The 24,206-nt window shown below is 74.0% G+C and carries 24 protein-coding genes; 19 read left to right on the top strand and 5 right to left on the bottom strand.

The window, feature by feature from the left end; all coding sequences use genetic code 11:
• The first annotated feature begins 71 nt into the window (after positions 1 to 71).
• Complete coding sequence (locus QMC84_RS19285; protein ID WP_300377614.1) at positions 72 to 488, top strand: PH domain-containing protein; 417 nt, start codon at positions 72 to 74, stop codon at positions 486 to 488.
• Positions 489 to 523: 35 nt separating this feature from the next.
• Here the strand turns inward: QMC84_RS19285 and QMC84_RS19280 are convergent, their stop codons facing one another.
• The 4 genes from QMC84_RS19280 to QMC84_RS19265 are packed head-to-tail and all read right to left on the bottom strand — an operon-like array spanning position 524 to position 3,786.
• Entirely contained in the window at positions 524 to 1,447 is a 924-nt protein-coding gene (locus QMC84_RS19280) for an aldose 1-epimerase family protein (RefSeq protein ID WP_300377612.1), read from the bottom strand.
• A 44-nt stretch (positions 1,448 to 1,491) separates the two neighbouring features.
• The gene (locus tag QMC84_RS19275; protein ID WP_300377610.1) at positions 1,492 to 2,046 is read right to left on the bottom strand and encodes a 4-amino-4-deoxy-L-arabinose transferase; all 555 of its coding nucleotides are present in this window, start codon (positions 2,044 to 2,046) and stop codon (positions 1,492 to 1,494) included.
• A gap of 7 nt (positions 2,047 to 2,053) precedes the next feature.
• On the bottom strand, positions 2,054 to 3,331 hold the full coding sequence (locus QMC84_RS19270) for an amino acid deaminase/aldolase (protein WP_300377608.1): 1,278 nt from the start codon (positions 3,329 to 3,331) through the stop codon (positions 2,054 to 2,056).
• A complete protein-coding gene (locus tag QMC84_RS19265; RefSeq protein WP_300377606.1) occupies positions 3,331 to 3,786 on the bottom strand; it encodes a hypothetical protein in 456 nt (151 codons plus the stop codon). The genes QMC84_RS19270 and QMC84_RS19265 overlap by 1 nt, the downstream gene beginning before the upstream one ends.
• A gap of 101 nt (positions 3,787 to 3,887) precedes the next feature.
• Here QMC84_RS19265 and QMC84_RS19260 point away from each other — a divergent pair, with 101 nt between their 5' ends.
• The 9 genes from QMC84_RS19260 to pheT all read left to right on the top strand — a co-directional run bounded on the left by QMC84_RS19260 (position 3,888) and on the right by pheT (position 14,025).
• Positions 3,888 to 4,415, top strand: a complete 528-nt coding sequence (locus QMC84_RS19260) for an SseB family protein (protein WP_300377604.1) — start codon at positions 3,888 to 3,890, stop codon at positions 4,413 to 4,415.
• A 308-nt stretch (positions 4,416 to 4,723) separates the two neighbouring features.
• Positions 4,724 to 5,425 carry a translation initiation factor IF-3 gene (gene infC, locus QMC84_RS19255; protein ID WP_300377602.1) on the top strand — a complete coding sequence of 234 codons (702 nt, stop codon included), beginning with the start codon at positions 4,724 to 4,726 and terminating at the stop codon, positions 5,423 to 5,425.
• Between the two features lie 98 nt (positions 5,426 to 5,523).
• The gene (gene rpmI / locus QMC84_RS19250) at positions 5,524 to 5,718 is read left to right on the top strand and encodes a 50S ribosomal protein L35 (RefSeq protein ID WP_300377600.1); all 195 of its coding nucleotides are present in this window, start codon (positions 5,524 to 5,526) and stop codon (positions 5,716 to 5,718) included.
• Positions 5,719 to 5,788: 70 nt separating this feature from the next.
• Positions 5,789 to 6,181, top strand: a complete 393-nt coding sequence (gene rplT / locus QMC84_RS19245) for a 50S ribosomal protein L20 (protein WP_300377598.1) — start codon at positions 5,789 to 5,791, stop codon at positions 6,179 to 6,181.
• A gap of 29 nt (positions 6,182 to 6,210) precedes the next feature.
• Positions 6,211 to 6,972 carry an RNA methyltransferase gene (locus QMC84_RS19240; RefSeq protein WP_300377596.1) on the top strand — a complete coding sequence of 254 codons (762 nt, stop codon included), beginning with the start codon at positions 6,211 to 6,213 and terminating at the stop codon, positions 6,970 to 6,972.
• A gap of 10 nt (positions 6,973 to 6,982) precedes the next feature.
• Positions 6,983 to 9,295 (top strand): alpha-glucosidase, encoded by a 2,313-nt coding sequence (locus tag QMC84_RS19235; RefSeq protein WP_300377594.1) that lies wholly within the window; start codon positions 6,983 to 6,985, stop codon positions 9,293 to 9,295.
• A gap of 10 nt (positions 9,296 to 9,305) precedes the next feature.
• Complete coding sequence (locus QMC84_RS19230; protein ID WP_300377592.1) at positions 9,306 to 10,334, top strand: ATP-binding protein; 1,029 nt, start codon at positions 9,306 to 9,308, stop codon at positions 10,332 to 10,334.
• 86 nt (positions 10,335 to 10,420) lie between these two features.
• Positions 10,421 to 11,527 (top strand): phenylalanine--tRNA ligase subunit alpha, encoded by a 1,107-nt coding sequence (gene pheS / locus QMC84_RS19225; RefSeq protein WP_300377590.1) that lies wholly within the window; start codon positions 10,421 to 10,423, stop codon positions 11,525 to 11,527.
• 5 nt (positions 11,528 to 11,532) lie between these two features.
• Positions 11,533 to 14,025 (top strand): phenylalanine--tRNA ligase subunit beta, encoded by a 2,493-nt coding sequence (pheT, locus tag QMC84_RS19220; protein WP_300377588.1) that lies wholly within the window; start codon positions 11,533 to 11,535, stop codon positions 14,023 to 14,025.
• Positions 14,026 to 14,070: 45 nt separating this feature from the next.
• Here the strand turns inward: pheT and QMC84_RS19215 are convergent, their stop codons facing one another.
• Positions 14,071 to 14,871 (bottom strand): maleylpyruvate isomerase family mycothiol-dependent enzyme, encoded by an 801-nt coding sequence (locus QMC84_RS19215; protein WP_300377586.1) that lies wholly within the window; start codon positions 14,869 to 14,871, stop codon positions 14,071 to 14,073.
• A 114-nt stretch (positions 14,872 to 14,985) separates the two neighbouring features.
• Between QMC84_RS19215 and argC the strand changes: the two genes are divergently transcribed.
• The 9 genes from argC to QMC84_RS19170 are packed head-to-tail and all read left to right on the top strand — an operon-like array spanning position 14,986 to position 24,201.
• Entirely contained in the window at positions 14,986 to 16,026 is a 1,041-nt protein-coding gene (argC, locus tag QMC84_RS19210; RefSeq protein WP_300377584.1) for an N-acetyl-gamma-glutamyl-phosphate reductase, read from the top strand.
• Positions 16,023 to 17,174, top strand: coding sequence for a bifunctional glutamate N-acetyltransferase/amino-acid acetyltransferase ArgJ (argJ, locus tag QMC84_RS19205; protein ID WP_300377582.1), 1,152 nt, complete (start codon positions 16,023 to 16,025; stop codon positions 17,172 to 17,174). The genes argC and argJ overlap by 4 nt, the downstream gene beginning before the upstream one ends.
• Before the next feature lie 8 nt (positions 17,175 to 17,182).
• Positions 17,183 to 18,118 carry an acetylglutamate kinase gene (gene argB, locus QMC84_RS19200; RefSeq protein WP_300377704.1) on the top strand — a complete coding sequence of 312 codons (936 nt, stop codon included), beginning with the start codon at positions 17,183 to 17,185 and terminating at the stop codon, positions 18,116 to 18,118.
• Positions 18,115 to 19,311: an acetylornithine transaminase gene (locus QMC84_RS19195; RefSeq protein WP_300377580.1), complete on the top strand. Its 1,197-nt coding sequence runs from the start codon at positions 18,115 to 18,117 to the stop codon at positions 19,309 to 19,311. Before argB ends, QMC84_RS19195 begins: the two co-directional genes overlap by 4 nt.
• The gene (gene argF, locus QMC84_RS19190; RefSeq protein ID WP_300377578.1) at positions 19,308 to 20,246 is read left to right on the top strand and encodes an ornithine carbamoyltransferase; all 939 of its coding nucleotides are present in this window, start codon (positions 19,308 to 19,310) and stop codon (positions 20,244 to 20,246) included. The genes QMC84_RS19195 and argF overlap by 4 nt, the downstream gene beginning before the upstream one ends.
• A complete protein-coding gene (locus QMC84_RS19185) occupies positions 20,243 to 20,782 on the top strand; it encodes an arginine repressor (protein WP_300377576.1) in 540 nt (179 codons plus the stop codon). The genes argF and QMC84_RS19185 overlap by 4 nt, the downstream gene beginning before the upstream one ends.
• Entirely contained in the window at positions 20,779 to 22,212 is a 1,434-nt protein-coding gene (gene argG / locus QMC84_RS19180; protein WP_300377574.1) for an argininosuccinate synthase, read from the top strand. The genes QMC84_RS19185 and argG overlap by 4 nt, the downstream gene beginning before the upstream one ends.
• Entirely contained in the window at positions 22,212 to 23,624 is a 1,413-nt protein-coding gene (gene argH / locus QMC84_RS19175) for an argininosuccinate lyase (RefSeq protein WP_300377572.1), read from the top strand. Before argG ends, argH begins: the two co-directional genes overlap by 1 nt.
• Entirely contained in the window at positions 23,608 to 24,201 is a 594-nt protein-coding gene (locus QMC84_RS19170; protein WP_300377570.1) for a DNA-3-methyladenine glycosylase, read from the top strand. The genes argH and QMC84_RS19170 overlap by 17 nt, the downstream gene beginning before the upstream one ends.
• Positions 24,202 to 24,206 lie beyond the last annotated feature (5 nt).

The raw sequence follows: 24,206 nt of genomic DNA, 5'->3' as shown, positions 1-24,206 counted from the left end.
CGCCGGGCCCCCCGCCGGGCCCCCCGCCGGGGCAGCCGCAGGCCCTGCCGCACAGCTGGCGGCCCCTCGGCGTGCGGATCGCCGGGACCGCGGTCGGCGTGGCGCTGCTGGTCTGCTTCGCGTTCGCCTGGTTCGGCTTCGACCAGGAGACGCGCGACAGGTTCACGGTGTTCCAGCTCGGCACGCTCGTGTTCTTCGGGCTGATCGCGTTCTCGGTCTGGTACGCCCTGGTCCGCTGCCGCGTGATCGCCGAGCCGGAGCGGCTGGTCGTGATCAACGGCTACCGGCGCCACGAGCTCGACTGGCCCCAGGTCGTCGGCGTGCACCTTCCTCCCGGGGCCCCCTGGGTGACGCTCGACCTCGCCGACGGCACGACGGTCTCGGCGATGGGGATCCAGGGCTCCGACGGCGCCCGGGCCCGTCAGGCCGTCCGCGAGCTCCGGGCCGTCGTCGACCGGCTCGCGACCGACACCGAGCACGACGGCTAGCCGCGGCGGCCAGCCACGACGACTAGCCACGACGACTAGGACAGGGCCCGAACGCCCCAGGTGGCCGCGAACGCGTCGCCCGGCTGCCCGGCCGGCGCCAGGGTCACCACGCCGGTCCCCGTCCGGAACGCGTCGGCGGGCGCCGTCATCGGCTCCACCGCCAGCGACCGGCGCGCGGTCCCGGGCACCTCGTCGGCGCTGAACAGCTGCAGCCACCGGTGCTGCCCGTCGACCCAGAGCGCCACGCCGCGCCCGCTCGACGGGTCGGTCAGCACCACGGTGGCGAGGCCGCCGGCGTCCCTGCCGAGGTCGGTGAAGGCGTCGTCGAACCCGACCTCGCGGATCGGCCGGGCGACCCGGAAGTCGTACGGCGTGCCCGCGACGTCCTCCTGCCCCGCGGGCCGCAGGCGGTCGTCGACGAGCACGCGGGTGGCCGCCGGCAGCGTGAGCTCCCAGCCGTCCACCGGTCCCGGCCCGACGGAGAGGTAGGGATGCGCGCCGCTCGCGTACGGCGCGGGCGTCGCCGCGCGGTTGGTCGCGGCCTGGGTGACGGTCAGCCCGGCGGCGGACACGTCGTACCCGACCCGCAGGTCGAGGGTCCACGGGTAGCCGCTCTGGGCCATCAGCCGGTAGGTCAGCGACACCGAGTGGCCGGTGTGCTCCGCGACGGACCAGGCGACCCAGCGGACCAGGCCGTGCGAGGCGTTGTGCCGGGACGGCTCGCTGAGGGGCAGCTGGTGGTCCCGGCCGCCGAAGGAGTAGGCGCCGTCGCCGATCCGGTTCGGCCACGGTGCGAGCAGCTGCCCGCGTCCGCCCGCCGCGACCTCGTCGGCCTCGAACCCGTCCACCAGCGGCACGCCGGCGTGCTCGAGCAGCCGCAGGCCCGCTCCGCACTCGGTGACGACCGCCCGGTACCCGCCACCCGAGATCTCGTACTGGTCACCACTCGGCGGGAGCATGCCGGTCACCCTAGTGCCGCGGCCGGCTGCGTCGGATCCCGTGGTCAGGGCGTGGTGTCGACCCTCAGGTCGGCGCGATCCCGGGTCCGCTCACGCGCGAACAGCGCGGCCTCGTCGGCCTGCCACCGCAGCCACCGGGCGCGCAGGGACTCCCCGTCGCGGGCCAGGCCGCGACGCAGCCGGACGTCGGCGGGTGCCTCGACCCACGCCAGCGCCGTGACGAGGTGGGCGTAGGTCGCGGCACCGGACCCGACGCCCTCAAGGACCAGCAGCGGGCCGGGCGCCACCTGGACGCGCTCGGCGAACCGGCCGGCGTCCCAGTCGTAGCGGCGGTAGTGGCCGGTCTCCTCCCGCGCCAGTGGCTCCAGCAGCGTGCCGAGCTGGTCGGTGAGCCGGGGCAGGCCGTCCCAGCCGTCGTACAGGTCGTCCAGGTGGACCGCCCGCGCCTCGGGGGCGCGGGCGGTCACCGCCGCGGCGAGCGTGGTCTTGCCGGAGCCGGCGGGCCCGTCGATGCAGATCAGGCGTCCGGAGCCGAGCGTCGGTGGCCGCGACCGGGCCAGGTCCAGGAGCCTCGTGGCCCCGTCCGACGGGTCGTTCATCAGCGTCCTAGAAGGCCTGACCGCATCCGCGGTAGGTCGGCACCGCGTCGACGAACCGGTCGCCGGACAGCAGGTGCACGGTCGTGGTGTGCTCGAACGGCTCGCCGGACTTGGCGTGGCGGAACCAGACCAGGTCGCCGATGCCGAGCAGCGCCGCGCCGCGCCCGGTGAGCGGGGTCTGGACCTCGCCGGCGCCCTCGAGCCCGGTGAGGTGCAGCCCGGCGGGCGCCCAGGGGGTCGGCAGCCGGTCGGCGCCGGCGGGTCCGGAGGCGATCAGGCCGCCGCCGTGGACGGTCGCCAGGTCGGGCGCCGGCTTGCGGGTCACCGGGAGGCCGAAGAACGAGGCCGGCACCGGTCGGAACGAGCGGTAGTGGTCGAACAGGGTCGGGACCAGGAGGCCCGAGCCCGCGGCGACCTCGGTGACCACCGGGTCGCCGGACGAGGTCTCGACCGAGCCGGAGCCACCGGCGTTCCAGAACTCCAGGTCGGCGATCTCGCGCAGCGCGTCGGCGACCTGGCGGCGGCGTACGGCGAGCTGGGTCACCGAGAGCGCCTTGAGCCGGCGCACCACCACGGACCGGGCGCGCGCGGTGGGCACCGAGTCGGGCACCCCGGCGACCTGGCCCTCGTAGGTCATCGCACCGACCAGGCGGAAGCCGGCGCGGGCCTGCACGGCGCGGGCGAGCGTGACGACGGCGACGGCGTCCTGCAGGGGCGAGCGCTTCGGGCCGACGTGCTGCCCGGCCAGCTGCAGCCCGGCGTCGACGTCGATGGCGACCCGCACCGGGACGGCGTGGGAGGAGCGCACCGAGTCCACGACGTCGAGGTGCGCGAGGTCGTCGACCATGATCGTGATCGCGGCGGCCGCGGACGGGGAGGCCACCAGCTCGGCGAGCGCGCCCCGGTCGACGGTCGGGTAGGCGACCACGATGTCGTCGCAGAGCCGCTGCTCGTGGAGCCACAGCGCCTCGCGGAGCGTGTAGGCGAGGACGCCCTGGATGCCGTCGCGGCCGAGCGCTCGCGAGATCAGCGCGGGCACGCGGACCGACTTCGAGGCCAGGCGGACCGGCTTCCCCCCGGCGCGGCGGACGAGGTCGGCCGCGTTCGCGTCGAAGGCGTCCAGGTCGACCACGAAGATCGGGGTCGGCGGCGGCGTGTCGTGCTGCGCGACCGCGCCGTTGAGGCGGGCGTAGAGGCGGTTGCGGTCCACGAAGCCCTGGGACTCGGGCGCTCCGGTCGGCGCGGGGCGGGGCTGGGTCGGTCGGGACCCGGCGGTGCGACCCATCAGCTGATGCCGCGCTTGCGCAGCAGCGCCTCGATCTCGGCCAGGTCGTCGTCGATGGCGGGTGCGGAGCCGCCCGCCGGTCGCGGCGCTGCGACCTGGCCCGGTCCCTCGCTCCGCTCGTGGCCCCCTCGGTCGCCCCGCTTGCGGGGGCCGCCGAGCTGGCGGGCGCGCATCGCGCCGGAGACCACGAACAGCACACCGGACACGCCGGCGACCACGATGCCGGCCCACACGGTCGGGTTCCACGCCAGGTTGAGCGCCCAGTCGCCGATCGCATCGACGATCCGGGTGAACATCCGCAGCGTCTTGGTCAGGTACGCCGCGAGGGGGAGCAGCGTGAGGGCGAGGGCCCGTAGCCCGGAGGCCAGGCCGCGCCGGCGGAAGGACAGCCAGGTCCAGATCGCCCCGAGCACAGTGAGGCTCAGCGTCAGTGCTGCCCACGAAGCGTCGTCCACGGGGTCAAGCGTCCCACACCTCAGGTGACCGGGTTCCGCTCCTGCGGGCCCGGGCGGCGGACCGATTCGCGTCCGGGCGGGCCGGTCGGGACAATCGCCGGGTGAGCGAGCGCACCACGATCCCCGACCCCGGGTTCGCCGGGGACGACGGGTCGGCCGACCCCCTGGTCAGTGCCGCGCTGGCCGCGTGGGCCCGGGGCGAGGCGAGGTACGCCGACGCGCTCGCGGCGCTGCAGTCCGCCCGGCTCCTGGTCCCGGTGGTCGCGGTGCTCGGCGAGGTCGAGTACGACGCCGCCGGCCTGGCCCACGACAAGACCAGCGACATGGCCACGGTGCTGCTGCAGGGCGCGGACGGGCGGCTGGCGCTGCTGGCCTTCACCGGCACCGCGGCGCTCACGGCGTGGAACCCCGAGGGCCGGCCGGTCCCGGTGCTGGCCGCCGTCGCGGCGCGTGCGGCGCTCCAGGACGGCGCGGCGGCGCTGCTCGTCGACGTGGCCGGGCCGACCCGGTTCGTGGTCGAGGGCGAGGACCTCGAGGGGCTCGCGGCCGGCTGGGCCATCGCGCGCGTGGGGGCGGGGACCGCCTGGATTCGGCCCGACGGGGAATCGTCGGCTACGATCAAGCGTTGACCGATCCGTCCCGCCGTACCCTCGACGAGACAGATCCCGCAAGCGGAGGCTCGCACGATCGCCTCCCACCCGCACCGACCGCCGTTGGAGCACTGGCTCACCCCAGGGCGACAGCACAGGTCGTCGGGTCCGGTCCCGAGGACGAGGCCGCGGAGCGTACACCGTACGCGCCGGGCGCCAGGGCCCTCGGTGGCGTTGCCCCTCGTGGGAGGCGTCGGACTGGCTTCCGCTTGCAGACAAGCGGAAGCCTTTGTTGATTTCGCACCACCCTTCTCGAGGGTGACGAGCGGCAGAGACCTCCGGCCACATTGCCACCAGGAGGACACATCAGCACCGAGCTGCGTATCAACGATCGGATCCGGGTTCCCGAGGTCCGGCTCGTTGGACCCAACGGGGAGACTGTGGGCATCGTGCCCACCGATCAGGCCCTGAAGCTTGCGCAGGAGGCGGACCTCGACCTCGTCGAGATCGCCCCGCAGGGGAAGCCGCCCGTCTGCAAGCTCATGGACTACGGGAAGTTCAAGTACGAGAACGCCCAGAAGGCTCGTGAGGCCCGTCGCAACCAGACGAACGTGATCATCAAGGAGATGAAGCTTCGTCCGAAGATCGACGCGCACGACTACGAGACCAAGAAGGGCCACGTGGTGCGGTTCCTGCGCGCCGGGGACAAGGTCAAGATCACGATCATGTTCCGCGGCCGCGAGCAGCACCGGCCCGAGCTGGGCTTCCGGCTGCTCCAGCGCCTCGCCGAGGACGTGACCGAGCTGGGCTTCGTCGAGTCCGCCCCGAAGCAGGACGGGCGCAACATGATCATGGTGCTCGGCCCGCACAAGAAGAAGGCCGACGCCAAGGTGGACGTGAAGGCCGAGAAGGAGTCGCGGGCCGCCGAGCGGGCCGCGCACGAGGCGGAGGAGCGCGCCGAGCGCGACGCCGCCCACGCGGCCGGGCCGGTCGCCCAGAAGAAGGAGCGGGGCCGCTCCGAGAACCTCGATCCCGAGATCGAGGCCTGAGAACAGCCCATTGCGGTGGTCGGGCTCGGCCACTACCACGCACCGTGGTCGAGCTCGACGAGAGAGCACGCCCAGCTGGACGAGAAGAGAGAGCAGAGATGCCGAAGAACAAGACGCACTCCGGTGCGAGCAAGCGCTTCCGGGTGACCGGGACCGGCAAGATCCTTCGCGAGAAGGCCGGCAAGCGCCACAACCTGGAGAAGAAGCCGTCGAAGGTCACCCGCCGGATGACCGGGACGACCGAGGTCGCCAAGGCCGACGTCAAGCGCGCCAAGAAGATGCTCGGTCTCTGACCAGCCCCACCTTCGGGTGGTCGAGCTTGTCGAGACCCCCGCACCGAACCCCAGCAACAAGGAGTAAACAGTGGCACGCGTCAAGCGGGCAGTGAATGCCCAGAAGAAGCGCCGGGTCGTCCTGGAGCGCGCCAGCGGGTACCGCGGCCAGCGCTCGCGCCTGTACCGCAAGGCCAAGGAGCAGGTCACCCACTCGCTGGTCTACAGCTACAACGACCGCCGCAAGAACAAGGGCAACTTCCGCAAGCTGTGGATCCAGCGGATCAACGCCGCGGCCCGCGCCCAGGGGATGACCTACAACCGGTTCATCCAGGGCCTCAACCTGGCCGGCGTCGAGGTGGACCGCAAGATCCTCGCCGACCTGGCCGTCAACGACGTCGCCGCGTTCAACGTGCTCGTCGAGACCGCGAAGGCCGCGCTGCCCGAGGACGTCAACGCGCCCAAGGCGGAGGCGTCGGCCTGACCACCCCGCTCACGGCCGGCAACGGCCGTGTGAAGGAGGCGCGCAAGCTCAGCCGCCGCTCGGTGCGAACCGAGCGGCGGCTCTTCCTTGCCGACGGCCCGAAGGCCGTCGAGGGTGCCCTCGAGGTGCCCGACCGGGTCGTCGAGGTGTTCGCGACCCCGGAGGCCGCCGAGCGGTACGCCGGGCTCGCCACGACCGGTCCGGCCTGGACCCTGGTCGACGAGCGCGCCCTCGCCTCGCTGAGCGACAGCGTCCACCCGGCCGGCGTCGTCGCCGTCTGCCGGTTCCTCGACGTGCCGCTCGTCGAGCTCCTCGAGACCCCGCACCGGCCGCGCCTCGTCGCTGTCTGCGCCGACGTCCGCGACCCCGGCAACGCCGGGACGGTGCTCCGCTGCGCCGACGCGGCAGGCGCCGACAGCGTGGTGCTGGCCGGTCACTCGGTCGACGCCTACAACCCCAAGACGGTGCGGGCCAGCGTCGGCAGCCTCTTCCACCTGCCGGTCGCCGTCGAGGAGGACCCTGCGGTCGCCGTACGCGCCGCGCAGGGCGCCGGTCTGCAGGTGCTCGCCGCCGACGGAGCCGGCGAGGTCGACCTGGACGACGCCGGCGAGCTGCTCGCCCGCCCGACCGCCTGGCTGTTCGGCAACGAGGCCTGGGGCCTTCCCGACGAGCTGGCCGCGCTGGCCGACCATCGGGTCCGGATCCCCATCTACGGCCGCGCGGAGAGCCTCAACCTGGCCACCGCGGCCGCCTTGTGCCTTTACGCCACCGCCCGGAGCCGGCGTCGGTAGCGTCGCCCCCGTGCCTCCGCGTCGCCTGCCGGTCCCGCCCGCCCTCACGCTGGCCCTCAGCCTGGCCCTCGCCCTCGCGGTCCCGGGCAGCCTCCAGGCCGCCGCTCCGTCCGCCCCCGCGGCGCGGGCCGCGGCGGTGCCCGCCGACCTGGTCGACACCGTCACGCCCGGCGGCCTGGACGTCGCGCCCGGCGCCGTCGGGACCTGGACGATCGGGGACCTCGCCGTCGACGTCGGCCTCGACACGGGCCTGAGCGTCCGGGCCGGCGGGCGGACCGTCTGGGTGGCGCCGCCGGCGGGTGCGTTCGTGACCGGGGGCCGTGGGTCGGTGTCCTGGGAGGAGAACCGCGGCTACTTCTGGCCCACCGTGTCCTACACCGACCGGCTCCCGGACCAGAGCGTGGACACCGTGGTCGGCTCCGACGCGAGCGTCGTGCTCACCGGCCGGCTCAGCGGGGCCGCGGCCGACGACGCGTCGTACACGCTCACGGTGCGGCCGCGCCCGGCCGGGGGAGCGGCGCTCGTCGTGACCACCTCGGCCGCCACCCCGCTGACCTCGGTCGCCCTCGTGTCCGGCCGCTCGGCGCACGCCGGCGTGCACGGCTTCGGCGAGCAGTTCACCGACTTCGACCTCGACGGGCGCCTGCTGCCGATCGTCGACCGCGAGCAGGGCGTCGGGCGCGGCGAGGAGCCGATCACCTCGCTGGCGGACCTGACCAACCACGGTGCCGGCGGCACCCGGGACCTGACCTACGCCGCCTGGCCCTCCTTCGTCACCGACGACCTCCGTGGCCTGCGGCTGGACGCGGCGGTCGCCTCGTCCACGGCGTTCGCGGTCGCCGATACCCGGGACCCCGACGCCGTCTCGCTCGAGCTGTGGTCGCCGTCGCTCTCGGCCCAGGCGTCCGCGGCCGCCACGCCGGCGCGCCTGGTCACCGCCCAGCAGGCGGGGGACCGGCGGCGCCCGCTGGCGGGCTGGGCCACGCGCGGCGCGATCGTCGGCCTCCAGGGCGGGACCCAGGAGGTACGCCGCGAGCTGGGGCGGCTGCTCGACGCCGGTGCCAACGTCTCCGGGGTCTGGATCCAGGACTGGACCGGCAAGCGGACCACCTCCTTCGGCGACCGGCTGTGGTGGACCTGGCAGCTCGACCGCAGCCGCTACCCGGGCTGGGGGCGCCTGGTCCGCGGGCTCGCGGACCAGGGGATCACGACCACGACCTACGTCAACCCGTTCCTGGTCGACGCCGCGCCGAAGGGCGACCGGTCGATCCGGAACCTGTGGGCCGAGGCGCGCGACCGGGGCTTCCTGGTCACCGACGACACGGGAGCGCCGTACGCACTGGACCAGGGTGAGTTCGAGGCGTCCCTCGTCGACCTCACCGACCCGGCCGCCCGGTCCTGGTACGCGGACGTGATCGCCCGCTACGTGCTCGCCGACGGGGTCCGCGGCTTCATGGCCGACTTCGCCGAGGGCCTGCCGTTCGACGCGCACCTGCACGCCGGCAGCCCCGCGACCCTGCACAACCGCTGGCCCACGCTGTGGGCCCGGACCGTGCGGGCGGCCTGCCGCCGGGCCGAGCAGCCCCGCTGCGTCACGTGGTTCCGCAGCGGGGCGCTGGGTCAGGCGGCGCACGCCCCGCTGTTCTGGAACGGCGACCAGCTGGTCACGTTCGGTCGCGAGGACGGGCTCGCGTCCGCGCTCCTCGGCACCCTGTCCGCGGGCGTCTCCGGGTGGCCGCTGGTCCACTCCGACATCGGCGGCTACACCTCGGTCAACGCGGTCGTGAAGGACTACGTCCGCACGCCGGAGCTGCTGGCCAGGTGGGCGGAGTACCAGGCGTTCGGCGTCGTGATGCGCACCCACGAGGGCAACCGCCCGGCCGCCAACCCGCAGGTCTTCAGCACCCGCGCCACCGCCCGGGCGTTCGCCCACGCGACGCGGATCTTCGGCGCGCTGACGCCGTACCGCGATCGCGTGGTCCGCGCGGCCGCCCGCACCGGCGTCCCGGCGATGCGCCCGGTCTGGCTGGTCGCGCCGGACTCCCGGGCCGCGGCGTCCGAGACCGAGTTCCTCCTCGGCCGGCAGGTGCTCGTCGCTCCCGTCCTGGCGGCCGGCGCGACCTCGGTGCGGGTCGCCTTCCCGCCGGGCCGGTGGGTCCACCTGATCACCGGACGCGAGTACGCCGGCGACCGGACCGAGGACGTGTCCGCACCGGTCGGGCGCCCGGCGGCCTTCGTCCGGGCGGACGGACCGTGGTCGACGCGGCTCCCCGCGCGGTTCCGGGCCGCCGGGCTGGATCACCGATCGACCCAGGCTCGCTAAGGTCGGGGACGTGAGCCAGGCCGACCTCGACGCCCTCGCCGACGGCGCGGTGCTGGCCGGCCCCGACGGCCGGGTCACCGCGGTCAACGCGATGGCCGCGCGGCTGCTGGGCGCCGACCCGGCGACCGCCGTCGGCCGCCCGCTCGGACAGGTCCTCGCCCTCCGCGACCACGACGACCGCGACTGGTGCTCGATGAACCGGCCCTACGAGGGGCTCGCCACCCGGACCGCCGTCCCGGAGCAGACCTGGCTGCTGCCGGACGGCACCGAGGTGCTCGTCGTCGCCCGCCTGCACCGCCGCGCCCTGGACCGGCCGGTCGAGCGGGTCGCGGTGAGCCTGCGCTCGGGCCGCGGCCGGGCCCGGCTGGACCGGGAGCGCTCCGACCTGGTCGCCACGGTCGCGCACGAGCTCCGCTCGCCGCTCACCGGCGTCAAGGGGTTCGTCCAGGCGCTGCTCAACCGCTGGGACAAGCTCAGCGACGACCAGAAGAAGCTGATGCTGACGACCGTCAGCGCGGACTCCGACCGCCTCAGCCGGCTGATCGCCGAGCTCCTCGACGTGGCCCGGATCGACACCGGGCGGCTCCAGCTCTACCCCCGCCCCTCCGACCCGGGACTGCTCGTGCGGCGCGTCGTGGACTCCGTCGGCGCGAGCACCAGCCGGACGCTCGTGCTCGAGGTGTCGGCCGAGGTGCCCGAGGTCCTGGTCGACCCCGACAAGTTCACCCAGGTGGTCACCAACCTGGTCGAGAACGCCGTGCGCCACGGCGCCGGGACGGTCCGGGTGTCGGTCGGCGCCGCCGCGCAGGGCGACCGCCCCACCGCCGTGCACCTGGTCGTGGAGGACGAGGGTGAGGGCATCGCCCCCGAGCTGCGCCGGCGGGTCTTCACCAAGTTCTGGCGGAGCGGGTCGACCGGTGGCTCCGGCCTGGGGCTCTACCTCGTGCACGGCCTGGTCGAGGCCCACGGCGGGACCGTGACGATCGGCCGGGCCGAGTCCGGCGGCGCCCGCGTCGAGGTCTCCGTCCCCGTCGCGTGACAGGTCGCGAGACGACCGGTTCGCGTGCGTCGCACGGTGCTCCCTAGACTCGGGGGCACACGAACCGAACGACGAGAGGCGTCCCCTTGTCGGGCCCGAACACCGATTACGACCCCGTGGAGGTCACCCCGTTGCAGCCCGAGGAGGTCGAGGCCGCGCGCGACGCGGCCCTCGCGGCCATCGCGGCCGCCGGCGACCTGGCCGAGCTCAAGCAGGCGCGCCTGGAGCACGCCGGTGACCGCTCGCCGCTCGCGCTCGCCAACCGGGAGATCGGTGCGCTTCCGCCCCAGGCCCGCAAGGAGGCCGGCCAGCGCATCGGCCAGGCCCGCGGCGCGGTCAGCCAGGCGCTCGCCGCTCGCCAGGCCGAGCTCGAGGCCGAGCACGAGGAGCGGATGCTGGTCGACGAGACCGTCGACGTGACGCTCCCCACCGACCGGGTCCCCACCGGCGCCCGCCACCCGCTCACGACCGGCGCCGAGCTGATCGCCGACATCTTCGTCGCGATGGGCTGGGAGGTCGCCGAGGGACCGGTCATCGAGGCCGAGTGGCTCAACTTCGACGCGCTCAACCTCGGCCCCGACCACCCGGCGCGCACGATGCAGGACACGTTCTGGACCGATCCGGCCGACCACGGCGTCGTCCTGCGCACCCACACCTCGCCGGTCCAGGCCCGCACGATGCTCTCGCGCACCCCGCCGATCTACGTCGTGTGCCCCGGACGGGTCTTCCGCACCGACGAGTACGACGCGACCCACAGCCCGGTCTTCCACCAGGTCGAGGGCCTCGCGATCGACGAGGGCATCACGATGGCGCACCTCAAGGGCACCCTCGACCACTTCGCGGCCGCGATGTTCGGCGAGGGGATCAGCACCCGGTTCCGCCCGTCGTACTTCCCGTTCACCGAGCCGAGCGCCGAGGTCGACCTGGTCTGCTTCGTGTGCCGTGGGACCGGCGAGCTCGACGGCGCGTCCTGCCGCACCTGCCGCGGCGAGGGCTGGATCGAGTGGGGCGGCTGCGGCGTGGTGAACCCGCGGGTGCTCACCGCCTGCGGCGTCGACGCCCAGCGCTACACCGGCTTCGCGTTCGGCATGGGCATCGACCGCACCCTGATGTTCCGCCACGGCATCGAGGACCTGCGCGAGCTGTTCGAGGGCGACGTCCGGTTCACCACGGCCTTCGGAACGGAGCTCTGAGCACGATGAAGACCCCCGTCTCCTGGATCCGTGAGTACGTCGACCTCCCGGACGGCGTCACGACCGAGGACCTCACCCGCCGGCTGACCGCTCTCGGGCTCAAGCTCGAGGCGATCGAGAGCACCGGCGCCGACATCACCGGCCCGCTCGTCATCGGCCGGGTGCTGACGATGCAGCCCGAGCCGCAGAAGAACGGCAAGACGATCAACTGGTGCACCGTCGACGTCGGCGCCGCGAACGGGACCGGCGAGCCGCAGGGCATCGTGTGCGGCGCCCACAACTTCGCCCCCGGCGACCTCGTCGTGGTCGTGCTGCCCGGCGGCGTGCTGCCCGGCGGCTTCGAGATCTCGGCCCGCAAGACCTACGGCCACGTCTCGGCCGGGATGATCTGCTCGGCCCGCGAGCTGGGCCTCGGCGAGGACCACGACGGCATCATCGTGCTGCCGGCCGACGCCGGCGAGCCCGGCGCGGACGCGTTCGACGTGCTGGGGCTCGGCGAGGAGGTCATCGAGTTCGAGATCAACCCCGACCGCGCCTACGCGCTGTCGGTGCGCGGCGTCGCCCGCGAGGCAGCCCTCGCCTACGGCGCGCCGTACCGCGACCCGGCCGCCCGGTCGGTGCCGGCCCCGAACGGTGAGGGCTACCCGGTCGTCATCGACGACCCCGCCGGCTGCCCGGTGTTCGTGGCGCGCACCGTGTCCGGGTTCGACCCGGCCGCGCCGACCCCCGACTGGATGGCCCGCCGGCTGCAGCAGGCCGGGATGCGCCCGATCTCGCTGGCCGTCGACGTCACCAACTACGTGATGCTCGAGACCGGCCGGCCGATCCACGGCTACGACGGCGACAAGCTCCAGGGCCCGATCCGGGTCCGCCGGGCCCGCGCGGGCGAGCGGCTCACCACCCTCGACGGCGTCGACCGGTCGCTGTCCGCTGGGCCCGCGGGGGACCTGGTCGTCACCGACGACTCCGGCATCATCGGCCTGGGCGGGGTGATGGGCGGCGAGACCACGGAGCTGTCGGAGTCGACGACCACCATCGTGGTGGAGGCTGCGCACTGGGACGCCGTGGCGATGTTCCGCACCGGCAAGCGCCACAAGATCAGCTCCGAGGCCGGCAAGCGCAACGAGCGCGGCGCCGACCCGGCGATCACCCCGGCCGCCGCGGACCGGGTGGTCGAGCTGCTCACGACGCACGGCGGCGGCACCGCCGAGCCCGGCGTCACGGTCGTCGGCACCGCCCCGGCGCGGCCGACCATCACCATCGGCTACGACCTGCCCGCGCTGATCACGGGCATGGCGATCGACGCCGCGACCACCGTCGCCAACCTGGAGGCCGTCGGCTGCGTCCTGGTCAAGGCGGACACCACCTTGACCGCGACCCCGCCGCCGTGGCGGCCCGACCTCAACGACCCGTTCGACCTGGTCGAGGAGGTGGCCCGGATCGTGGGCTACGACCAGGTGCCCTCGGTGCTGCCCCGCGAGGCCGCCGGGCGGGGCCTGACCCGCGAGCAGCGGCTGCGCCGCCGAGTCGGTCGCACCCTTGCCGGGGCGGGCTGCGTGGAGGTGATCAGCTTCCCGTTCGTCGGCGACGCCGCCTTCGAGGCGCTCGGACTCGCGGCCGACGACCCGCGCCGACGCACGGTGCGGCTCGCGAACCCGCTCTCCAGCGAGGAGCCGTCGTACACCACGACCCTGCTCCCGGGCCTGCTCCGCGCGGCCGCGCGGAACCTCGGCCGCGGCGCGTCGGGCGTGTCGCTGTTCGAGACCGGCACCGTCGCGTTCCCCGTCGACCGCGGGCCGGCGCCGATCTACGGCGTCGACTGGCGCCCGACCGCCGACGAGGTGGCCAAGCTCTTCGAGGCGCTCCCGGACCAGCCGCTGCACCTCGCGGTCGTCCTGGCCGGCGAGCGCGAGCGGGCCGGCTGGTGGGGCCCCGGGCGCGAGTCCGGCTGGTCCGACGCCATCGCGCTGGTCCGCCGGCTCGGCGCCGAGCTCGGCGTCGGGGTCGACGTCGCGGCGGCCACCCGGACGCCGTGGCATCCCGGCCGCTGCGCACAGCTCGGCGTCGGCGGCGAGGTCCTCGGCCACGCGGGCGAGCTGCACCCCAAGGTCTGCCAGGCCTTCGGCCTGCCCCAGCGCAGCGCCGCGCTCGAGATCGACCTCGACACGCTGATGCGGCAGGCCCGCGAGGTCACGCCCGGCCCGGACTTCTCGACGTACCCCCTGGCGAAGGAGGACGTGGCGCTGGTCGTGGACCGGAGCGTCACCGCCGCCGAGGTGGGCGCCGCGCTCCGTGAGGGTGCCGGCGACCTGCTCGAGTCGATCCGGCTCTTCGACGTCTACACGGGGGAGCAGGTCGGCACCGGGCGCAAGTCGCTCGCCTTCGCGTTGCGGTTCCGGGCGCCGGACCGGACGTTGACCGAGGAGGAGACGGCGGCGGCCCGGGACGCGGCCGTCGCGCTGGCCGCCGAGCGGACGGGTGCCGTCCAGCGCAGCTGACCGACCGGACGCCCCGCGGCCGACGTCCTGGGGCTGTTCGGGGCTTCAGTCGAGCGGCTGGTCCACGGCCCGGCGGAAGTGGTCGTAGACCGCCCGGTCTCCGGCCACCCGGATCTCCCGGTCGTCGCCACGGCGCCAGAGCCACGCGTCGATCGCGCCGGCCGGCCCGTCGACCACGACGTCCGGCTCGCCGCCGGGATCGGGGACGACGGAGACGTCCGCGATCCCGTCGTGATGGGTGCCGCTCTCGGGATCGGTGCCGGTGAAGTGCCCGACCTGCACCCACACGGACTCGTCCCGGTCGGTCAGGTCGACACGGACGTACTGGGGGAGGCCGGTGAACGTGCCCCACGGCGGGGTGCCGCCGAACATCACGGCCAGCGCCTCGTCGACGCCGTCGGCGGCCAGCTCCGGGTCGAGCGGTGAGACGTCCCCCGCCGTCTGCTCGGCGTCGAGCCGGTGGATCAGGGCCTCGTGGGCCTGGCGGCGGAAGGTGAACCCGACGGTCTGCTCCTCCGACCAGGACCAGGCTGGCTCGGCCGGGTCGGCGGCCTCCAGGGCGGCGGCGAGCGCCGCCGAGTGCTCGTCGAAGGCGGCGAGCAGCGCGTCGTACGACGCCGGGCGCTGCGGCTCGACCCAGTCCCGGCTCGGGCCGGTCGGCCGGTCGCGGACGATGCGGGCCCAGAACTGCTGGACCTCGGTGAGGTGCCACAGCAGGTCGGCCGCGGTCCACTCCGGGCAGCCGGGCACGCGCGCGGCCGGGTCGCACCCGGTCAGTACCGCCCGGAAGCGCCCGGAGTCCTCGCGGAGGTGCCCCAGGTAGTCATCGAAGGCGAGTCTTGTCATGATGGGGAACCTAGCCCGCGGCGGCGACGGCGCGCTCGGGCGTTTCCCCGGCGCAGTGGGCCCGACGGGCGCCCACTTGCACATGAACATACGGTCGGTTGTATAGTCATGCACATGACGAGCAAGCGGATCGCGGTCGCCGGAGCCAGTGGCTACGCGGGGGGCGAGCTGTTGCGCCTGCTCCTCGGGCACCCGGACGTGGAGATCGGGGCGCTGACCGGGGCGTCGAACGCGGGCCAGCCGCTCGGCGCGCTGCAGCCGCACCTGGTCCCGCTCGCCGACCGGGTCCTGGTGGAGACCTCCCTGGAGACACTGGCCGGCCACGACGTCGTCTTCCTCGCGCTCCCGCACGGCCAGTCCGGCGAGATCGCGGCCCGGCTCGGCGAGGCCGACCCGGACACCGTCGTCATCGACTGCGGCGCCGACTTCCGGCTCGCCGACCCGGCGGCGTGGGAACGGTTCTACGGCGGCACCCACGCCGGCACCTGGCCCTACGGCCTCCCGGAGCTCCCCGGCCAGCGCGCCCTGCTCGCCGGGGCCCGGCGGATCGCCGTCCCGGGCTGCTACCCGACGGTGTCGACGCTCACGCTGGCGCCCGCCGTCGCCGCCGGCCTGGTCGAGCCCGACGTGGTCGTGGTCGCGGCCTCCGGCACCAGCGGCGCCGGGAAGTCCGCGAAGCCGCACCTGCTCGGCAGCGAGGTGATGGGCAGCGCCAGCGCGTACGGCGTGGGCGGCACCCACCGGCACGCCCCCGAGATCACCCAGAACCTCTCCGGCCTGATCGGGGAGACCGTCCGGGTCAGCTTCACGCCGCTGCTGGTGCCGATGCCGCGCGGCATCCTCGCCACCTGCTCGGCCCCGCTCCGCGGCGAGGTGAGCGCCGACGAGGCGCACGCCGCGTACGCCAAGGCGTACGCCGACGAGGCGTTCGTCCACGTCCTCCCTCAGGGCCAGTGGCCGCAGACCAAGTCCGTCACCGGCTCGAACTGCGTCCAGCTCCAGGTGACCGTCGACGCGGACGCCCACCGGCTCGTCGCCGTCGGCGCGGTCGACAACCTGACCAAGGGCACCGCCGGTGCCGCCGTCCAGTGCATGAACCTCGCGGTCGGCCTCGACGAGGGCACCGGCCTCTCGACCGTGGGACTGGCCCCGTGAGCGTCACCGCCCCGAAGGGCTTCCGTGCCGCCGGCGTCGCGGCCGGCCTGAAGTCCACCGGCGCCAAGGACGTCGCGCTGGTCGTGAACGACGGCCCCACCTTCGACTCCGCCAGCGTCTTCACCGCCAACCGCTGCAAGGCCAACCCGGTGCTGTGGAGCCAGGAGGTCGTCAAGGACGGCATCGTCCGTGCGGTCTTCCTGAACTCCGGCGGCGCCAACTGCTACACCGGCCCCGAGGGCTTCCAGACCACCCACGCGGTCGCCGAGCGGGTCGCCGAGCGGCTCGGGATCGGCCCGATCGACGTGGTCGTCTGCTCCACCGGCCTGATCGGGCTGACCAACGACCGGTCGCAGGTGCTCGCCGGCGCGGACGCGGCGTACGACGCGCTCGCTGCGGACGGCGGTGGTGCGGCGGCGGAGGCGATCATGACCACCGACTCGGTGAGCAAGCAGGTCGTCGTCGAGGGTGCCGGCTGGTCGGTTGCCGGAATGGCGAAGGGCGCCGGCATGCTGGCGCCCCAGCTCGCCACGATGCTCGTGGTGCTGACCACCGACGCGGTCGTACCGGCCGCCGACCTGGACACCGCGCTGCGCAAGGCGACCTCGGTCTCCTTCGACCGGCTCGACTCCGACGGCTGCATGTCCACCAACGACACCGTCACGGTTCTCGCCAGCGGCGCCAGCGGGATCACCCCCTCGCTGCCGGACTTCACCGACGCGCTCACGCAGGCGTGCACCGATCTCGCGATGCAGCTGCTCCGCGACGCCGAGGGCGCCGACCACGAGATCGCGATCACGGTGCTCAACGCGGCCACCGAGGCCGAGGCCGTCGAGGTCGGGCGCAGCGTGGCCCGGTCCAACCTCTTCAAGGCCGCCGTCTTCGGCAACGACCCCAACTGGGGCCGGGTGCTCGCGAGCATCGGCACCACCAGTGCCCGGTTCGACCCCGCGGACCTGGACGTGGCGATGAACGGCATCTGGGTCTGCCGCCGGTCCACACCGGACGCCGACCCGGCGACCGTCGACCTGAAGCCGCGCGAGGTCAGCGTGACCATCGACCTCAAGTCCGGCTCCGAGCGGGCGACGGTCTGGACCAACGACCTCACCCACGCCTACGTCCACGAGAACAGCGCCTACTCCTCATGAGCGAGCCGATGACGATCGAGCACACGTCCCACGACCCGAGCAAGCCCGATCCGGCCAAGGCCCGCACGCTCGCCGCGGCGCTGCCCTGGCTCAAGCGCTATCACGGCAAGATCGTGGTCGTGAAGTACGGCGGCAACGCCATGACCGACGAGACGCTGAAGCGCGCGTTCGCCGAGGACATCGCCTTCCTGCGGTTCGCCGGCTTCAAGCCCGTGGTGGTCCACGGCGGAGGACCGCAGATCTCGACCATGCTGGACCGCCTCGGGATCAAGTCGGAGTTCCGCGGCGGCCTGCGGGTGACCACGCCCGAGGCCATGGACGTGGTCCGGATGGTGCTGGTCGGCCAGGTGCAGCGCGAGCTCGTGGGGCTGATCAACGAGCACGGCCCGCTCGCGGTCGGCTGCTCGGGCGAGGACGCCGGCCTGTTCACCGCCGAGCCGGCCAACACCGTGGTCGACGGTGAGGAGGTCGACCTCGGCCTGGTCGGCGAGGTGGCCCGGGTCCGCCCGGAGTCCGTGCTGGACCTGATCGAGGCCGGCCGGATCCCGGTCGTCTCCAGCGTGGCGCCGGACGTCGACGGCCAGGTCCACAACGTGAACGCGGACTCCGCTGCCGCGGCCCTCGCGGTCGCGCTCGGCGCGGAGAAGCTGCTGGTGCTCACCGACGTCGAGGGCCTCTACCTCGACTGGCCCAGCTCGGAGGACGTGATCGGCGAGATCAGCCCCGAGGCGCTGGAGGAGATCCTCCCGACCCTCGCCTCCGGGATGGTGCCGAAGATGGGCGCCTGCCTCCAGGCGGTGAAGAACGGCGTCCCCCGGGCGACCGTCGTCGACGGCCGCGAACCGCACGCGGTCCTGCTGGAGCTCTTCACGAGCGAGGGCGTCGGCACCCAGGTGCTGCCCGGCGTCGAGACCAAGACCCGGAAGGCGAGGGACACCCCGTGACCGATCCAGTGACCGATCCCGTGACCGACTACCAGGAGCGGTACGCCGCCAGCCTGATGAACACCTTCGGCCCCCCGAAGCTGGTGCTCACCCGCGGCGAGGGCGCACGCGTGTGGGACACCGACGGCAACGAGTACGTCGACCTGCTCGGCGGCATCGCCGTCAACGCCCTCGGCCACGGCCACCCGGCGCTGGTCGAGGCCGTGACGACCCAGCTGCAGACCCTGGGCCACATCTCCAACTTCTTCACCAGCGCCCCGCAGGTCGAGCTCGCCGAGAGGCTGCTCGCCCTGCTCGAGGTCGGACCCGGCGGCGGGAAGGTGTTCTTCACCAACTCCGGGACCGAGGCCAACGAGGCTGCGTTCAAGCTGACCCGGCGCACCGGCCGCACCCACGTCGTGGTCGCCGAGGGCTCCTTCCACGGCCGCACGATGGGCGCCCTGGCGCTGACCTCGAAGGCGGCCTACCGCACCCCCTTCGAGCCGCTGCCGGGCGACGTGACGTTCGTGCCGTACGGCGACGCCGAGGCGCTCGCGGCCGCGGTCACCGACGAGACCGCCGCGGTGCTGCTCGAGCCGATCCAGGGCGAGGCCGGCGTCGTGGTGCCCCCCGACGGCTACCTGGCCGCGGCCCGCTCGGTCGCCGACGAGCACGGGGCGCTGCTCTGGTTCGACGAGGTGCAGACCGGCATGGGCAGGGTGGGCCGGTGGTTCGCGTTCGCGACCGCCGGCGTGCTGCCCGACGTGGTGACCGTCGCCAAGGGCCTGGGCGGCGGCTTCCCGATCGGCGCGTGCATCGGCGTCGGCGCGGCCGGGAGGCTGCTCGAGCCGGGCAACCACGGCACGACCTTCGGGGGCAACCCGGTGGCCTGCGCGGCGGCGCTCGCCGTCCTCGCGACCATCGAGTCCGAGGACCTCCTCGAGCACGTCACGGTGCTCGGCCAGAAGCTCCGCGACGGGCTGGGCGCCGACCCCCGGGTCACCGAGGTGCGCGGCGAGGGTCTGCTGATCGGCCTCGACCTGGCGGCCGACGCGGCCGCCGAGGTCGTGGCCGCCGCCCAGCGGGCCGGCTTCATCGTGAACAACCCCACCCCGAGCCGGATCCGGCTCGCGCCGCCGCTGGTGCTCACCGCCGACGACGCCGAGGCCTTCCTGCGGGCATGGCCGGGCATCCTGGACGAGGCGCTGGCATGACCGGCCACTCCGCGGTGCGGCACTTCCTGGCGGACGACGACCTGAGCCCCGCCGAGCAGGCCCGGGTCCTCGACCTGGCGGCCGAGCTCAAGCGGGCGCCGTACGCCGCCAAGCCGCTCGCCGGGCCGCGCACGGTCGCGATGATCTTCGACAAGCAGACGCTGCGCACCCAGGCCTCGTTCGCCGCGGGCATCGCCGAGCTCGGCGGCCACCCGATGCTGGTCGACGGTGCCCTGGCCGGCATCGGCGTGCGGGAGTCCGTGCCCGACGTCGCGCGGGTGCTGGGGCGGCAGGCCTCGGTCATCGTCTGGCGCACCTACGCCCAGGCCCGCCTCGCCGAGATGGCCGCGCACGCCGGCGTGCCGGTGGTCAACGCACTCACCGATGACTTCCACCCCTGCCAGCTGCTCGCGGACCTGCTCACGATCCGCGAGCACAAGGAGCGGCTCGGCGGCCTGACCGTGGCGTTCCTCGGCGACGGCGCCTGCAACATGGGCAACTCCTGGTTGCTGGCCGGCGCCACGGCGGGCCTGCACGTGCGCGTCGGCTCGCCCGACGGGTACGCGCCGGCCCGGGCGATGGTCGAGCGGGCCGCCGCGATCGCCGCGGGCACGGGCGGATCGGCCACCCTGGTGCCCGATCCCGTGGCCGCCGTGACCGGCGCCGACGTGGTGGTCACCGACACCTGGACCTCGATGGGCAAGGAGGAGGAGGCCGCCGCGCGGACCGTCGCGCTCGCGCCGTACTCCCTGACCACCGAGCTGCTCCAGCGGGCCGAGCCGGACGCCATCGTCCTGCACTGCCTGCCCGCCTACCGCGGCAAGGAGATCGACGCCGCGGTGCTCGACGGCCCCCAGAGCGTGGTCTGGGACGAGGCCGAGAACCGCCGCCACGCCCAGAAGGCCATCCTGTCGTTCCTGTTGGAGGCGCGATGAACACCGTCCTGCGGCCCACCACGAAGAGCGCCCGCCACCAGCGGATCGTCGAGCTGGTCTCGCAGCGCGAGGTCCACTCGCAGGCCGAGCTGGCCGACCTGCTGGCCGAGAACGGCCTGCGGGTCACCCAGGCCACGCTGTCGCGCGACCTGGTCGAGCTGGACGCGATCAAGGTGCGCTCGCCCACGGGATCGCTCGTGTACGCCGTTCCGGCGGAGGGCGGGGACCGACGACCGAGCGCGCCGGGGGAGACCGCGGCCGCGACCAACCGGCTGGCCCGGCTGTGCGGCGAGCTCCTCGTGAGCGCGGACGCCAGCGCCAACCTGGTCGTGCTGCGCACCCCTCCCGGCGCGGCCCAGTTCCTCGCCTCGGCCTTCGACAAGGCCGAGTTCCCCGAGATCCTCGGCACCATCGCCGGCGACGACACCGTGCTGGTCATCGGCCGTCACGCGAGCGGCGGCGAGGCCCTGGCCCGTCGCTTCCTCGCCCTCGCCGACGCCAACCAGCACCCCCAGCAGAAGGAAGAGCATTCGTGAGCAAGGTCCTGACGTCCCTCCCGGTCGGCCAGCGCGTCGGCATCGCGTTCTCGGGAGGCCTGGACACCTCGGTGGCGGTGGCCTGGATGCGCGACAAGGGCGCGATCCCGTGCACCTACACCGCCGACATCGGCCAGTACGACGAACCCGACGTCTCCGGCGTGCCCGCACGGGCCCGCGAGTACGGCGCCGAGATCGCCCGCGCCGTCGACTGCCGCGCGCAGCTGGTCGAGGAGGGCCTGGCCGCGCTCGCGTGCGGCGCCTTCCACATCCGCTCGGGCGGGCGCGTCTACTTCAACACCACGCCGCTCGGCCGGGCCGTGACCGGCACCATCCTGGTCCGCGCGATGCACGAGGACGGCGTCGACATCTGGGGCGACGGGTCGACGTTCAAGGGCAACGACATCGAGCGGTTCTACCGCTACGGCCTGCTGGCCAACCCCCTGCTGCGCATCTACAAGCCCTGGCTGGACCCCGACTTCGTCCACGAGCTCGGCGGTCGCACCGAGATGAGCCAGTGGCTGACCAGCCACGACCTGCCGTACCGCGACTCCCAGGAGAAGGCGTACTCGACCGACGCCAACATCTGGGGCGCCACCCACGAGGCGAAGACGCTCGAGCACCTGGACACCTCGATGGAGGTGGTCGAGCCGATCATGGGCGTCCGCTTCTGGGACCCCGCCGTCGAGATCGCCACCGAGGACGTCACGGTCGTGTTCGAGCAGGGCCGCCCCGTGGCGCTCAACGGGCGCCGGTTCGACGACCCGGTCGAGCTGGTCAAGGAGGCCAACGCGATCGGTGGCCGGCACGGGCTCGGGATGTCGGACCAGATCGAGAACCGGATCATCGAGGCGAAGTCGCGCGGCGTCTACGAAGCGCCCGGCCTCGACCTGCTCTGGATCGCCTACGAGCGCCTGATGAACGCGATCCACAACGAGGACACGCTCGCGAACTACCACGCGAACGGACGCCGCCTGGGCCGTCTGCTCTACGAGGGGCGGTGGCTGGATCCCCAGGCACTGATGCTGCGCGAGTCGATCCAGCGGTGGGTCGCGTCGGTGGTGACCGGCGAGGTGACCCTCCGGCTGCGCCGCGGCGAGGACTACACGATCGTGCGCACCGACGGCCCGGCGCTGTCCTACCACCCCGAGAAGCTGTCGATGGAGCGCACCTCGAACTCGGCGTTCGGGCCCACCGACCGGATCGGTCAGCTCACGATGCGCAACCTCGACATCGCCGACTCGCGCGCGATGCTCGAGATGTACGCCGGGCAGCCGCTCGACCAGGGTCAGGTGCTGGTCGAGAACGGCACGCTGTTCGGTCAGCTGCCGTCCGGCGGGTTCGACCAGATCACCGAGAACCCCGAGGTGCGCACCGAGCCGGACGAGGAGGCCCTCGACGCGGCCGCGATGGAGGCCGGGAACGACTGATGGGCACCAACACCGGAAAGCTCTGGGGCGGCCGCTTCGCAGGCGGCCCCTCGCCGGAGCTCGACGCACTGTCCGGCTCGACGCACTTCGACTGGCGGCTCACGCCCTACGACCTGGCCGGGTCGCGGGCGCACGCCAACGCCCTGCACCGCGCGGGGCTGCTCACCGACGCCGACCTCGCCGAGCTGCGGCGCGGCCTGGACGTCCTGGGGGAGCGGTACGCCGCGGGCGAGCTCGCGCCGGACCCCTCGGACGAGGACGTCCACGGCGCGCTCGAGCGGCTGCTGGTCGACGAGGTCGGCCCCGACGTCGGTGGCCGGCTGCGCGCCGGACGCAGCCGCAACGACCAGATCGCGACCCTGTTCAAGGTCTTCCTCCGCGACCACGCGGCCGTGGTCGCGGGCCAGGTGCTCGACCTCGTCGACGCGCTCGCGGCCCAGGCGCGTGGGGCCGGCGACGCCGTGATGCCCGGCCGCACGCACCTCCAGCACGCACAGCCCGTGCTGCTCGCCCATCACCTGCTCGCGCACTGCTGGGCGCTGCTGCGCGACGTCGACCGGCTCCGCGACTGGGACGCGCGGGTGGCGGCGGACTCGCCGTACGGCTCCGGCGCGCTGGCCGGCTCCAGCCTCGGCCTGGACCCGGAGGGCGTGGCGGCCGAGCTCGGGTTCACCGGCTCCAGCGCCAACTCGATCGACGGGACCGCCTCCCGGGACTTCGTCGCCGAGTTCGCCTACGTCACCGCCCAGATCGGCGTCGACGTGAGCCGGATCGCCGAGGAGGTGATCCTGTGGTCGACCCGTGAGTTCGGCTTCGTGACGCTGCACGACTCCTGGTCGACCGGGTCGAGCATCATGCCGCAGAAGAAGAACCCCGACATCGCCGAGCTGGCGCGCGGCAAGGCCGGTCGCCTGATCGGCAACCTGTCCGGCCTGCTCGCCACGCTCAAGGCGCTGCCGCTGGCCTACAACCGCGACCTGCAGGAGGACAAGGAGCCGGTGTTCGACTCCGTCGACACCCTCGAGGTGCTGCTGCCCGCGTTCACCGGCCTGGTCGCGACCCTCACCTTCCACACCGACCGGATGGCCGAGCTCGCCCCCCAGGGGTTCTCGCTGGCCACCGACGTCGCCGAGTGGCTGGTCCGCGAGGGCGTGCCGTTCCGGGTCGCCCACGAGATCGCCGGCGGGTGCGTGCGGCGCTGCGAGGAGCTCGGCGTCGAGCTGGCGGACCTCAGCGACGAGCAGTTCGCCGAGATCTCGCCGGCCCTGACGCCCGGGGTCCGCGACGTGCTGACCGTGACCGGCTCGGTCGCGTCCCGGGACGGCCGGGGCGGGACCGCGCCGGTCCGGGTCCGCGAGCAGCTCGCGGAGCTCACCAGCCGCCTCGACGGACACCGTGCCCGGCTCGCCTGACCTGCCCGCCGTGCTCTCCGGGCCCGTCCTCGAGGTGGCGCCCCGGCTGCTCAACGCCGTCCTGCGCCACGGCGACGTCGCGGTCCGGCTGACGGAGGTCGAGGCCTACGACGGCGCGAACGACCCCGGGTCGCACGCGTTCCGGGGGCAGACGCGACGCAACGCGGTGATGTTCGGCCCGGCCGGCCACCTCTACTGCTACTTCAGCTACGGCATGCACGTGTGCTGCAACGTCGTCTGCGGCACCGAGGGCACCGCGAGCGCGGTCCTGCTGCGCGCCGGTGAGGTCGTCGACGGACTGGAGCAGGCACGGGAGCGACGCAACCAGGCCCGGGACCGCGACCTGGCCCGCGGCCCGGCGCGGCTCTGCTCGGCTCTCGGGATCGAGCTCACCCACGACGGCACCGACCTGGCGGCCGGCCCGGTGACGCTGACGATCGCGACCCCGCCGGAGTCCGTCTCGACCGGCCCGCGGGTGGGTCTGCGCGGTGCGCCGGAGCGGCCGTGGCGGTTCTGGGCGACCGGCGACCCGACCGTCTCGCCCTACCGTCCCGCGGCGCCGCCCCGGCGCCGCTAGTGCGT

This window comes from Nocardioides sp. (assembly GCF_030019515.1).
Classification (GTDB): Bacteria; Actinomycetota; Actinomycetes; order Propionibacteriales; family Nocardioidaceae; genus Nocardioides.
The sequence above is the reverse complement of the archived record's forward strand: the minus strand, read 5'-3'. Positions and strand labels throughout refer to the sequence as shown.